This window comes from Sphingomonas sp. PP-F2F-A104-K0414 (assembly GCF_004340945.1).
Classification (GTDB): domain Bacteria; phylum Pseudomonadota; class Alphaproteobacteria; order Sphingomonadales; family Sphingomonadaceae; genus Sphingomonas.
In genome coordinates this window covers 130710-143292 of the sequence record NZ_SLYD01000008.1, presented here as the reverse complement: position 1 = coordinate 143292, position 12583 = coordinate 130710, and the positions used below count along the sequence as shown (strand labels likewise).

Here is a 12583-nt window from a genome sequence, read left to right as displayed (position 1 = left end):
GACGTAACGCATCTACAGTACTTGGTGGAAGCACGAACCCGCTGCGCGGGAGGGTCGTGCGGGGGGCGGTTGACGTGACATCGCAGGTGTAGCGCGCCGGTTGAGCGCTGCGGGCGGCAGGCAGAGCATCGGGGTTCCACGAAAGGAGCCCTGCCATGACCATCCTCATACCCGTTGTTGCCGTCAGCCCGCTACGCCAGCGTCTCATCGACGAGATGGACATACGGCGGTTCGGCCGCGAGACGCAGCGCAACTATATCCGCGATGTCGGGCGGTTCGCGACGTTCCTCGGGCGCTCGCCGGACACGGCGACGGCGGAGGAGGTGCGGCGGTTCCAAGTCGAGCAGTGTGAGCTGGGCGTGCCGGCGCCGACGATGAACGCCATCGTGGCGGCGCTGCGGTTCTTCTTCACGCAAACGCTCGACCGGCCGGACCTGGCGCGCAAGCTGGTCCGCATGCGGCACGTGCGCAAGTTGCCGGTGGTGCTGAGCCAGGACGAGGTGGCGCGGCTGCTGGCGGCGACCACGTGCCTGAAGCATCAGGCGGCGCTGTCGGTCGCCTATGGTGCCGGGCTACGCGCATCCGAAATTGCGGCCCTCAAGGTGCGCGACATCGACAGCGAGCGCATGCTGCTCAGGGTCGAGCGCGGTAAAGGCGGGCGGTATCGCAACGCCATGCTGCCGTCCGGTCTGCTGGCATTGTTGCGCGAGTGGTGGCGAGTTGGCCGGCGGGAGGGCGTGTTGCATGTCGACGGCTGGCTGTTCCCGGGCCAGCACTATTGCAGGCCGCTCAGCACCCGGCAGTTGCACCGCATCGTCGTCGAGGCGAGCGTAGCGGCGGGCATCGGCAAGCGGGTCGGGCCGCACACGCTGCGGCACTGCTTCGCAACGCATCTGCTCGAGGACGGAATCGACGTCCGCATCATTCAGACGTTGCTCGGGCACGCCAAGCTGGAAACCACCGCCTATTACACGCAGGTCGCTACCCGGGTGCTGCGCAATGTCACCAGCCCGTTCGACAGGCTGGCGACGGCCGCCATGGAAGCAACGACGTCCAGCGGCTGAGCGGGCATGCGCGCCTCCATCGAGGTCGCCGACATCTTCCGCGCTGCCGGACCCGCGTACCGGGCCGCCCGTGCAGGACACCAGAGCCTCGACCAGTTGAAGGTCATGTCGGCCATCGAACATTGCCGTACCGCCGTCATGGGCGGGCACGTCGAAGCCTGCACCGACTGCGGGCACTGGCGGGTTGCCTACAACTCCTGCCGCAACCGGCACTGCCCGCGGTGCCAGGGCGCGGCCGCACGCACCTGGCTCGCCGAGCGCGAGGCCGATCTGCTGCCGGTTGGCTACTTCCACGTCGTCTTTACCCTGCCGGCCGAGGTCGCCGACATCGCGCTCCAGAACAAGGCGGTGGTTTATGGGCTGCTGTTCCAGGCAGCGTCGGAGACGATGACGACCATCGCGGCCGACCCGAAGCATCTCGGCGCCCGTATCGGCATCACCGCGGTGCTGCACACCTGGGGCTCGGCGATGACCCACCATCCGCACATCCATATGATTGTCCCGGGCGGCGGGTTGTCGCGGGACGGCAGCCGCTGGATCTCGTCACGGCCGGCGTTCCTGCTGCCGGTCCGCGTGCTGGGCAAGCTGTTCCGCCGCCTGTTCCTGACCCGGTTGATGGCGCTGCACGGTGCGGGACGGCTCGCATTCCACGGTAGCCTCGTGCATCTTTCCGAACGGCGTGCGTTCCTGCGTCACCTGGCGCCGGTCCGGAGGAAGCGCTGGGTCGTCTATGCCAAGCCCCCGTTCGCCGGACCGGAGACGGTGCTTGCCTATCTGTCGCGCTACACCCACCGCGTCGCGATCTCGAACAGCCGGCTGCTGCGCTTCGACCAGGCCGGCGTCACCTTCCGCTACAAGGATTACCGCCGGGGTGGCGGTGACCGCCAGCAGGTCATGACGCTGGCCGCCGACGAGTTCATCCGCCGGTTCCTGCTCCATGTTCTGCCAAAGGGCTTTCACCGCATCCGTCACTATGGCTTGCTCGCCGGCGCCACTCGCAAGGCGCATCTCGAACGCGCCCGCGAGCTGCTCCGGGTAGCACCGCTCGCGGCGCCCGACACGCGGGCCGAACCGGACGACATACGGCCGCCATGCCCGTGCTGCGGTGGGCGTATGGTCGTCGTCGAAACCTTCGAACGCCAAAGTCAGCCCCGCGCACCGCCGGCCCATGCTCTTCTATCCGGGATGCAGGCGTCGTGACCCGGCACGGCCCAAGGACAGCATACCCCGCAGCGCCTGTGCTTGCGGAGACGATGTCATTTGCGCCGACCGCCGCCAGAGAGGCAATCGCAACATACAGAGCCGAGCTACCCGCGCTGGCGAGCCCGTCAGGCCGACCTGAAACCGGCCGGTCCGCATTCAGGTTCGCGCCCGCGTCCTCCGTGTCGCTGCTCGCCGCACCCGGCCAGAAACCGAAAATCCCATAGCGCACCGCCTGTCGCCCGCGGGTTCGGGCTTCCAAGACTTTCGTACGCCTACCGGCATCCGAAACTCTTCAGGAAAGCGGCCGGTCCGCTTTTGGGCGGTGATTGCGGTAAATAGACGTTCGTTCATTTGGTGGGGCAGGGGGGCTAATCGGCCGTTTCCTGGTGGATTACAGCCTGACCGCTTTCGGGGTTGCAACACCGCTCGATTGCTACGCGGACGCAGCCATTCGCTCATTTGAGTAGACTGATCACCTCTCCGTCCCTTTAGCTATGTCGGAGGACCGTCTGGAATGTCCGGACCGCTACTTGCGCGGGCTGTCGCAGTTGCTAGCATCCTGGGCGGGGGGACAAGCTGTCGACGTTGCTCAGCCTTGCGACCGACGCCGGCATGCTCGAACAGCCTCTGTCGGACGGCGACGTCGTCTAAACCGTGGCGGAGTCTTGAGGTACATGAGGTCGATGGGCAGCTCCAGTTGGGCCGCGTCGCTGCGAGCCGGCATGTGCAACCGTGGAGCTTTGTTTCCGGGGAGCGCCAGCCGTGTTCACGCCTGACGAGATAGCGATCGCTGTGGAGGCGAACCGCTTCGCGGCGGCGGACGCGCTGTCCGCGGTTCAGCTGCTCGATCGTCCGGATGCCGCCGCGACAGGGGCCCGCAAGGTGCTTGTGGCTGATGCGTTGGACGCAATGGCGGACCAGTTGGGAGAGCCCAGAGGCGAGTTCTGGGTAGGAAGGATCGAGGCCAAGCATCTACTTCCGTCGTTCGCGCGGGCGCTGAGCGTCCGGGGGGTCGAAATCGATCTCGACGCCGACCCGATGGACGAGACACACGTCGACACCGAGACGGCTGCGAGATTTCCGGCGGAAGCGATGTCATTCCGGTGCCGCATCCTTCGCGGCGGAGCGCTGTCGGGGTCCGGAGTGCTCGTAGGGCCGAGCACGGTGCTGACCGCCTGGCATGTGGTCGCGCCATCCGCCGCCTACGACCCAGCGGCTGATATTGCGGGCATCGAGGTCCGACTTTCTGACGGGCATACTTACACCGCGTCAGTCATCGCCTTCTCCCCCTGCTCCGAGAGCGAGTTCGGTGCTAAGCTGCCGAGCGACGACGGCGCCGTGGCGGACCTTCACGACATGGCCTTGCTCAAGCTGGATGCCCCGGCGGGGGCCGCCTTGGGCTATGCGAGGCTGCCCGCGACGCCGACGCCATACAGGAAGTCGTCGCCGATGTTTCTCGTGCACTATCCAAATGGCGTCGACTGTGGGCTTGGCTCGGGCGTGACGGGGAAGATCAGAAGCATCACCTCGCGTGTGGGCCACAGCGTCCAGTCGCTCGGCGGGTCTTCCGGTGGCGGATGCTTCGACACGAAGCGTCAACTGATCGGCATTCACCAGGGTAAGCAGACCAACGGCAATGGGCGCTACGTCCCGCTGGAGCGCTTCGTGGACAAGGCTCGGGACATCGTGACGGCGGACGTTGCCCCACCCAATCTCTGGTCTTCGGACGACACGCCGGACGGACGGCTGGTGATCGGTCGACGGAGCTTGTTTCAGTCCTTTGCGGCCGCAACGGTCGGCGGCAGGGTAAGGGGAATCCACGTCAAGCGGACTGATCCAGAGGGCGAGGCGGGCCAACTTGAGTTCACATATGACATTCTTCAGAGCCTCATCGCCCGGAACCCCGGCTCCCGCCTGTGTCGCATCACTCTAGGGACCCTCATCGAAGACATCCCCGCGGAGATCGTCAGGCGCGTCGCCGACATCGGCCTTGCTGTGGGGACGATCGAGGAGCGACCCGGGGTCGCGACTGGCGAGACCGCGCCCGAGGCCGTCGGGGCCGACCGTGGCGCGCGCGCCGCCGACATGGTCGAGCGCGCAGCGGCCGGCGCTGGGGTCATCCTGTGGCTATTCTTCGACCAGCCGCGGGTATCGTTCGGCGACGAGCAAAGGTCGGCTCTCGAGGGCTTCATCGCCCGTCTGCAGAGGATGGAGCATCTTCGGATCGTGGTCGCGGGACTTGAGGCCGCTGCGGTCCCGGGTCAGGACTACTATCCCGGTGGCGCGGCGGCCGACGGCGCGGTGGGTCTTATGGTAGACTACGTCAGAGGCTTTGGTCGTGTAGATGTCCTGGCTGCGCTGAAGGCTGCGGCGTCAGCGGCCAAGCGTGACATTGACGACGCTGAGGCGGGTGCTCTCGCCGATCAGGCACTCGCCGGTTTGGCTTCAGCCAACGGCATCTACGCCCCTAGCCTATCTGCGTCGGTCGCCGATCGCCTGGCAGCCGACGTCCGCGCGCTGTTCGAGGATCCCGCAAATGGTTGAGTGGCGTACCGTGCCGGGCCCAAGGGGGCTGGCGGAGGCACTTGAGTTCGCGGCGCTGTCTGGCCCGTTTGATCCCGCGTCCGCCCTGACGGCCGTCGATCGCAAGTCGCGTGAGGCAAGGGCGGAGGTCGCGTCTGCCCTGGCCAAGGCCTGCGATACCAACCCCGACCAAAGCAACAGGTGGCTGATGCTCGCGTCCCAGCGGCAACAGACCTTGCGGCGCCTGGCAGACTCCGGTGAGCTCCAACCTGCGATCGGCAGGCGTCGCGCGGCAGACCCCGACGACAGGACGCGCGATCTCCTAGACGCGCTCACGGGGGAGGGTCAGTTCAGCTTCGACAGGGTGGAGGCCGCGTTGGGGACCGCCGCCCGCGAATGGCTGGTCCGCCTGACCACCGTCCTTGACTGGGCGGGTGGGTTCGCGGATGCCGGCAGCCTGCTCGAACCGTCGCGGACTGCCATGAAGCGCCTGGAGCGCACGGAGCGGCGCAAGGATGTGCTGTCACTCCCGTTCGTTGGCCGGGACAGAGAACTGGGCCAGCTCATGTCGCGCTTGGCGGCGGCGCCCGGGAAGGAAGTGAGGGGCGTGTTTCTGAGCGGCCCGCCCGGCGTCGGCAAGTCGGCGCTGCTCGAGCAGGTGATCGCGCGCCACATCGACGAGCATGGCAGCGTCGTGGTCCGCCTGGACTTCGACCGCGCTGGCCTCGACGTGACTGACCTGCGCATGCTCACGATGGAGGTCGCGCGACAGATCACGGACCGAGTGATCGACGGCACGGAGCAGCTCGCTACGGCCCGGCTGCAGACGGCCGGATACCGCGAGGATGCGGAGAGCGTCGTCGAGACCCGGCGCGCTTTCCCCGCTGCGCTCGGGAGAGAGATCGCCCGCACTGTCGGGGTTGCGCGGAGGCCGCTTCTCGTAGTCGTCGATACACTCGAATCCCTCCAGGCCCGCGGTGCCACGCATCTCGACCAGTTATTTGCTTGGCTGCAGCAGCTCGCGGACCATGGCGTCGCGGACATGGCGGTACTGGTGGCCGGGAGGGCGGCTCCTTCTCCTGAGTTTCGCAGGGTCGTCGGGAAGCCGCTGGCGCTCGAAGGCCTTGCGGAGTTCGCCGCCCTGGAATTCACTGAGCGCCTGTCGGTGCTTCCCGCGGACAGGCCGGTCGTGGTAGATCGGGCCGCCGGGATACCACTCGCGATCAAGCTGGCTGCCGACATCGTGAGGACCGACGGCGTCAAGGCCCTCCCCGCCGGTCGGCCGAACGCCAAGCTGGCCAGCGCCCTCCTCTACCGTATCCTCCTGTCGCGCATCGACGACGACGTCCTGCGCCGGCTGGCGCACCCGGGTCTGATCGTGCGGAGGATCAGCGCGGACCTGCTGCGCGACGTTATCGCCCCGGCCGTGGGTCTGCCCAGGCTGGCGGACGGCGAGGCGCGGTCGCTGTTCGATGCGCTCGCGCTCCAGCACTGGCTGGTTGAGATCGATCCGGCCGATCCGAGCTTCGTACGTCACCGCAGCGACATCCGGCGCGATCTGCTGCCGCTGATTTACGAGGACAAGCCCGCACTGTGCGCCAAGATCGACCGCGAGGCGACGCGCTGGTTCGCCGCCCGAGGCGACCGCGAGAGCCAAGTCGACGCGCTTTACCACCGGCTCCAGCAGCTGCGGCGCAACACGACGCGGCCGGCTGTGTCGGAGGATCTCGCTCGGTCGCTCGACGCCGCCACGCTGGAGGAGCTACCGGATAGCGCCAGGGTGCTCGTCAGGCAGATCGCCGGCGAGTTCAGCGGCGTGGCGCAGAGCCGCGCGGTGGGGTTAGGGGCCAGCGACGACCCCCGGCTCGTCCGCGAGCTGGTCAACATCCTGGCGAAGTCCGACTGGGCCGAGGGTCGTTCGCTCGTCGATCGCTACGCGAATACGGGCTCGCTCGACCCGAGAAGCCGCCTGGCCGACGCTGTACGGGCATTTTGGTGGCGCGCGGGCCAGTGGTACGACGCGAACTGGCTGCTGCGTGAGCGCGACCGCCTCGGGGGGGACGACGCCGACATTGGGGAACTCGAGCCCGTGCTCGCGGTCGCGCGGATGGAGATGCGGGGGGAGTACGGCCGGGCGGCCAAGCTGCTGGGGGATCCAAAAGCGCTTCTGGAGCGGACACCACTGCGGTCGAGCGCCACTTCGGTCAGCAGATACGGCGGACTGGCCTTTCGCCTGAGGAAGGCCAGTCCGGACATCCTCGCGGCCTTCGAGCTCGAGGAGGCACCCGATCCCGTGTCGCTTGCCTTCGACCGGTGGACCTACGACCCACCGGCGCCCTGGAACGCCCATTCGGTCGAGTTCGCCCACCGTCGCCTGATGTCGGTCGGGCCGACCTTTAGGGGCCCCGCCAGGCCTTGGGTCGAGACCCAGACCATGGCTTCGCTTACGCCTTACGCCGGGGTGGTCGTGAACCTCGCGCAGGGCGACAGGCGGCTGTCCACCCTGGCGCGCGAGGCCGCGCAGACCTTGCTCGGGGGGCACCATTCCCCGCTCGCCCTGGCCGACGAGATAACCGTCACGTCAAGCGTCGGCATCGATATCGAGCCGATCGCGGCGATCGCGAACGCAGGGCTTTTAGCCGAGTGGGCGGAGGCGCTCGGCTTCGTTCTCGAGCATCCCAATCTGCGAAGTGTCGGTCGCGCCGCAGACAATTGGCGGAGGACGATGGCGGGCGACTGGAGATACGGGCGTCCGCCGAGGGGGTGGCGCCCCCGGGGCATCGACGAGGTACTTGCCGCCCGGATCGACCGCCACCGCGCGAGCCACGATCCCGTAACGCTGGCGTTCCTGCAGCTCGCTGCTTGGGTGCCGCACGTTGGATCCGGCGAGGATGTGTGGGACCTCATCCGCCGAAGGGCGCCCGGCGCGCTGGAGTCGGCGTCGATGGCGCGGCGGGAGGGCGGCACTGAAGCCGCCGCTGCGAAGCTCCGCCGCTACAGGATTCCGACGGCGTTCGTGCCGTCGGTTATCACGCTCATCGAGGTTGGATAACGACAAGGGGAGACGAGGCATGGACGACGTCAACATCGAGACACTGCGCAAGGCGATGACTCCGACGATGATCGAGGCGATACGCGCGAAGGTCGCGCGCGGAACGCTGCCGCCGGGCGCGCTCGAGGCGATGTCCCAAGCTGCGATCGAGTCGATCGCCGCCGACGCCGCGCCGCTGGAGAGCGTGGTCCCATTGGCGGCGCTCGAGGCAATCGTCCAGCTGACCGGGCGGCCGCCGCTCGTTGTACGCAATGGGGCGATCGTGATGGAGCCACTGACCGATCTGCCGACAGGAACCGACGGGCTTCTGGTCGGCATCGAGAGGCTTCTTCCGTCCGTCGGCCGGGTCGAGTTCCGGAACTTCGACATGGCGTGGGGCGGCACGGGCTGGGTGATCGGCCACGACAAGGGGGATATTTTGGTCGTGACGAACAGGCACGTCGCGAAGCTGGTAGCGAAGCGGACGGCGGGCGGGGGAGCAGTCTTCATGCGGTCACCGCAGGGCCCGCTCTACGGTGCCGCCATCGACTTCGGCGAGGAGGTGTCCAGCCCCGTAGGCGACGTCTCCAAGACGGTCAGGGTCACCGACATCGACTATCTCGCCGATGATCTCGAGGCTGACGTTGCGCTACTGCGGGTCGGATCGCCCACGTTAAAGCCGACGCCGCTGGCTCTGGCGGCGACGGAGGCAGCGCTCAAGGACCCGGTCGCCCTCATCGGCTATCCGGCCTACGACTCCCGGAACGACGCCTCGGCGCAGTCGCGCTACTTCCGCGACCTCTACGATGTGAAACGCGTCGCTCCGGGTCTCATCACGCAGGCGCTGGGTGGCGACAGTCTGCTGCAGCACGACTGCACTAGTCTGGGCGGGAACTCGGGATCGCCGCTGATCTCGCTTCAGTCCGGCGAAGTCGTGGGCCTCCACTTCGCCGGGCTCTACGGCAAGGGCAACAGCGCGGTCGGCGCGGGCACCCTCAGGAGGCTGCTGGACGGTGAGCGGCTCCTCGTCAGCGTGCCGGAGATGCCAACCGAGGCCAAGGACGGCGTCCATCCGGCAGAGCACTTCAAGCACAGGGCGGGTTTCGAGCAAAATGGCTACCTCGACGGAGTGTCGACGCCGTGGCCCGCACTCTCGGCCGAGGCGGGGGCTGGCCTAGCGAAACCCTCGGACGCTCCGCCCGAAGCGGGTGAGCTGCGCTACACGCATTTCGGCGTTAAGTATTCGGGACGCCTGCGGATGCCGCTGATGACCGCGGTGAACATCGACGGCGGGGCGGCCGTTAGGATCAAGCGAAGCGGGGATCAGTGGTTCGCGGACGGCCGGATCCCGCTCGATGTCCAGCTGGTCGCCGCGAACTTTAAGAATCTCGAGATCGACCGCGGCCACATGGTCAGGCGCGAAGACCCGAACTGGGGCGAGGACGCAGAACGCGCCAACTTCGACACGTTCCACTATGTGAACGCGGCTGCGCAACACAGTCGGCTCAACCAGGGCAAGCAGCTGTGGCAGGGCCTGGAGAACTTCATACTCGACAGCGCCCGCACCGCTGGCTTTAAGCTGTGCGTGTTCACCGGTCCCGTGCTGCGCAAGGAAATGGAGGAGATCGATGGCGCGCTCGTCCCACTGGAGTTCTGGAAACTCGTGGCGGCGGTGAACGCGGAGACCGGCGGACTGCACGCCACCGCGTACCTGCTGAGCCAGGGCGACCTCATCCGCGATCTCCTCGAGAAGCGCAGCCAGTCCGAGGGAGTCGAGGGGGTGGCCCTCGGCGCCTACCGGACCTTTCAGATCGCGATCGCGGACCTGGCCGAGGCGACGGGACACGACTTCTCGCACTACGTCGGTGCCGATCCGCTGGCTACGGGCACCGAGGGCCCGGCTAACGCGGCACTGCCTAGGTTCGTGCCGCTGGAGGTGCTCGAGTCGATCACCTTGTGACGGGCTTGCCGGCGGTTGGATCGGCCCCCGACACCCCTTCTTTGCGACTTGTCGTTTGCCTGATGGCCGACGGTCGCTCAGGGAGCCAGGAACTGGACGCGCGCGAGGTCGGACCGGCAGCGGTCCATGTCCGCGAGCAGCTCCGTCAATTCGGCCTGCGTGGTCCTGATGGTCCGGCGGTGGCCCTCCTCGCCTTGCTCGCAGGCGGCTCGCCGCGTGAAGGGTCGGCGTTCACGCCCGCCAAGGAGTGGACGATCAGGTTCCGGGCTTGCCGTACGCGGTCGATCCGGTGCGTCAGGTCGGCCAGGTCGGGATGAAGCCCTCCCTCGCGCTGGGCCAGCGCATCCAGGTGGGCGCGCATCGCGAGCGAGTGCTCGTGGAAGGCGCCGCCTACGCGGCGGCCCGTCGCGGTGCGGCATGCCAGCGCCAGCGCTTTCTCCAGCCGGACCCACAGAAACATCAGGCTCCCGAGGCTCTCCTTCAGGAGCCGGAACTGCTCGCCCGGGTCGGGTCGCTCGTAACTCACGGTCCGCCGATGCCATGCGCGCTCGGTCCGCACAACGTCGGGTCGGCAGGTGTCCGTCGGCGGAAACGCGCGGACGCCGCCGCCGCCCGTCTGCGCTTCAGAGCTGCATCGCCGCTTCCGCGTAGCGGTACTGAAAGTTGATGTTGAGGCACCCGATCGCCTCGTGGAAGACAAGCGAGACGTTGATGCCGTCCGCCGACAGCCACTCGCCCGTCGAGAAGCTGTCCGGACTGTCCTTGAAGGCGACCTCCCGGCCATAGCGGAGGCGCAGGGCGTTCGCGATCCCGTCGAAGTCGGCGGCGGACGGGCCGCCGTTGGTGGCGATCGTCACTTGGGTCAGCCCGCCGTCTTTGAAGTAGAACTGCACCGAGTAGTCGTGGCCGGCGAGCTGGAGGCTAGGGATCTGGAGCAAGCTCGCCGTCCCGTCGCCTAGTAGTCTGGCGTCGATTGAGGGCACCGCCTCCGGGCGGGTCCACCGCACCTCGCCCGGTGTCATTCCGTACGCCACGTCCTGCCACAGCGGGGGCTTGGCGGCCGGCGGCGTGATAGGCACCGGAAGGTCCGGTGTCGGTGGCTCCGGGTAATTTGCAGTGGTCGTTGGCGGAGCCGCGACGGGCAGCTGAGCCGCCACGGCATCCGCTGCGATCTTGCGGCGGAAAAGGCCGAACACCATCGCTGTTTCTCCTCAGAGTGCGGGCAGCGCGGCCGTCTGCTCTCGGGCGCCCAGCACCGACGCAAGGCGCCGGGCTGCCGAGGCGAGCGGCTGGGCTCGGCCGTTGGTCGACACCTGCAGAAGCTCGTTCAGCCCGTTGCCGCTATGCAGGTGGATTGATTCATAGAGGCAGATCGGCAGCTGGCGGTTGTTGGCGAACCGGCGGTCCGGGCCACCGTTCTTGTTGGGATGCTTCCAGGTCTGCCCCACGACCTGCGCGTCGCGCGGCACCGCCTCCTCCTCAATGAACCGGGAGTCCTGCCACTGGACCGTGAGCATGTCGTAGGCGACCGCCCCGACCTTGCCGCTTTCGACCACCAGCAGCACGTCCGGCAGCCAGTACAGGGTCTCTTTGCCGACCTTCATCGATGGCGGCGTTACATTGGTCTTGAGAACGCGGGGAAGCCCGTAGCAGAACTCGGTCGGGCGCTTGTTGAGGATGGTCGTCGCGCCGGCGTTGCGTTTCCAGGTGTGGAGGTCGCGTACGGCACCGCCGGAGTCGACGTGCCACTTCATTGTGGAGGCAGCAAGGTCGTCGAAGGCCTTGGTCAGCGTCTCGTAGGCCTCGGCTGCGTCCCCCTCGAGGTCGTAAAGCACTACCGCGGATCGCCGGTGCGCGTCCAGCCTCGATCCAACGAAGAGCGCGGCCGCCACCACGACGGCTCCCGCCGCCGCCCCGTTGATCCCGGCGGCGATGGTGGCGAACAAGGCGACCACGCCGGCGACCGAGCCCAGAACCACCAGCGACGACACGGCGTTCTGCTTGGAGTTCAGTTCCTGGAGCAGCTCGCCGTAGCGCTCGTCGGTCATCCCGAGCACGCTCGCGGAGGAGACGGCCACCATCTCGACGTTCGGCTCACGGGGCTGCCGCGGAGGGCGGTACCTGGGTGGAGGCGTCGCCTGTGTCGACGTCGAATGGCCCCGGCCTCGGCTCTGACTGTCCCCGCCGAGCGCTGACCTGTAGTAGAGGCCGCCGCGGCCGGCGTGCACGTAGTGGCCGCGCGGCCCCGTCCCGAAGCGCAGTCCCCGGACGCCGACCGACACCCCGACCTCGCCTGACAACAGGTTGAACCTGAACGGCCCCGCCGAGACCGACTTTCTGAAGTAGAATGGCAATGGGCGCCCCTCCCTTGTGCGTTGGGTGACACGGGGCATGGCGTCCGTCAAACCGAATAAATGGTCAATTCGGCGACGTTCTATAAGTTCGCTGGCCGTGCAGCCACATCCCTCGACCCGTCTACCCAGCGATGGCGCTCAGGGCCTTCTGCATCGAGAACCGGCCGGTCGATCCATCCTCGTACGTAATTCCGAAGCACTGCGTCGTGAACCCTGGGCCGCGTTCGTGGACGGGCTGGAAGGTCGCCGCCGGACTCGGCGTGGTCCATCCCGTCTTGGCGCAGTACGCGTCGTAGGCGGCACGGATGTGCTCCTCGTCGGCACCGGCGAAAGGCTCCTTCAGGTCCTGCGCGTCGAGCATGGCCGAGAAGTGTTCGACGCCCGCCGAGATCGACCCGAACTGCAGGCCCGTGGTGAGAGTGACTGACTTCGGCATGGCGATCTCCTT

General features: G+C 67.5%; 9 protein-coding genes. 5 read left to right on the top strand and 4 right to left on the bottom strand.

The genetic code is table 11. The features are described 5' to 3' along the window. Positions 1–155: 155 nt before the first annotated feature. The 5 genes from C8J46_RS17745 to C8J46_RS17725 all read left to right on the top strand — a co-directional run bounded on the left by C8J46_RS17745 (position 156) and on the right by C8J46_RS17725 (position 9781). Positions 156–1064, top strand: a complete 909-nt coding sequence (locus tag C8J46_RS17745; RefSeq protein ID WP_132741910.1) for a tyrosine-type recombinase/integrase — start codon at positions 156–158, stop codon at positions 1062–1064. 6 nt (positions 1065–1070) lie between these two features. Beyond that, entirely contained in the window at positions 1071–2264 is a 1194-nt protein-coding gene (locus C8J46_RS17740; RefSeq protein WP_132741908.1) for an IS91 family transposase, read from the top strand. A 765-nt stretch (positions 2265–3029) separates the two neighbouring features. After that, positions 3030–4811 carry a trypsin-like peptidase domain-containing protein gene (locus C8J46_RS17735; RefSeq protein ID WP_132741906.1) on the top strand — a complete coding sequence of 594 codons (1782 nt, stop codon included), beginning with the start codon at positions 3030–3032 and terminating at the stop codon, positions 4809–4811. Further along, positions 4804–7842: an ATP-binding protein gene (locus tag C8J46_RS17730; protein WP_132741904.1), complete on the top strand. Its 3039-nt coding sequence runs from the start codon at positions 4804–4806 to the stop codon at positions 7840–7842. The genes C8J46_RS17735 and C8J46_RS17730 overlap by 8 nt, the downstream gene beginning before the upstream one ends. 19 nt (positions 7843–7861) lie before the next feature. After that, entirely contained in the window at positions 7862–9781 is a 1920-nt protein-coding gene (locus C8J46_RS17725; protein ID WP_132741902.1) for a DNA/RNA non-specific endonuclease, read from the top strand. 145 nt (positions 9782–9926) lie between these two features. On the opposite strand, the gene C8J46_RS17720 is transcribed toward C8J46_RS17725, so the two are convergent. The 4 genes from C8J46_RS17720 to C8J46_RS17705 all read right to left on the bottom strand — a co-directional run bounded on the left by C8J46_RS17720 (position 9927) and on the right by C8J46_RS17705 (position 12571). Beyond that, positions 9927–10307, bottom strand: coding sequence for a hypothetical protein (locus C8J46_RS17720; protein WP_165886624.1), 381 nt, complete (start codon positions 10305–10307; stop codon positions 9927–9929). A gap of 97 nt (positions 10308–10404) precedes the next feature. Beyond that, a complete protein-coding gene (locus tag C8J46_RS17715) occupies positions 10405–10980 on the bottom strand; it encodes a hypothetical protein (RefSeq protein WP_132741898.1) in 576 nt (191 codons plus the stop codon). Between the two features lie 12 nt (positions 10981–10992). Beyond that, on the bottom strand, positions 10993–12135 hold the full coding sequence (locus tag C8J46_RS17710) for a DUF4236 domain-containing protein (protein WP_165886623.1): 1143 nt from the start codon (positions 12133–12135) through the stop codon (positions 10993–10995). Positions 12136–12256: 121 nt separating this feature from the next. Next, positions 12257–12571: a hypothetical protein gene (locus C8J46_RS17705; protein ID WP_132741895.1), complete on the bottom strand. Its 315-nt coding sequence runs from the start codon at positions 12569–12571 to the stop codon at positions 12257–12259. Between the last annotated feature and the right edge of the window lie 12 nt (positions 12572–12583).

What these genes read in the sequence shown, in the direction of transcription:
- C8J46_RS17745 (WP_132741910.1), top strand. Translation starts at nt 156, where the DNA reads ATGACCATCCTCATACCCGTTGTTGCCGTCAGCCCGCTACGCCAGCGT.
- C8J46_RS17740 (WP_132741908.1), top strand. Translation starts at nt 1,071, where the DNA reads ATGCGCGCCTCCATCGAGGTCGCCGACATCTTCCGCGCTGCCGGACCC.
- C8J46_RS17730 (WP_132741904.1), top strand. Translation starts at nt 4,804, where the DNA reads ATGGTTGAGTGGCGTACCGTGCCGGGCCCAAGGGGGCTGGCGGAGGCA.
- C8J46_RS17725 (WP_132741902.1), top strand. Translation starts at nt 7,862, where the DNA reads ATGGACGACGTCAACATCGAGACACTGCGCAAGGCGATGACTCCGACG.
- C8J46_RS17715 (WP_132741898.1), bottom strand. Translation starts at nt 10,980, where the DNA reads ATGGTGTTCGGCCTTTTCCGCCGCAAGATCGCAGCGGATGCCGTGGCG.
- C8J46_RS17705 (WP_132741895.1), bottom strand. Translation starts at nt 12,571, where the DNA reads ATGCCGAAGTCAGTCACTCTCACCACGGGCCTGCAGTTCGGGTCGATC.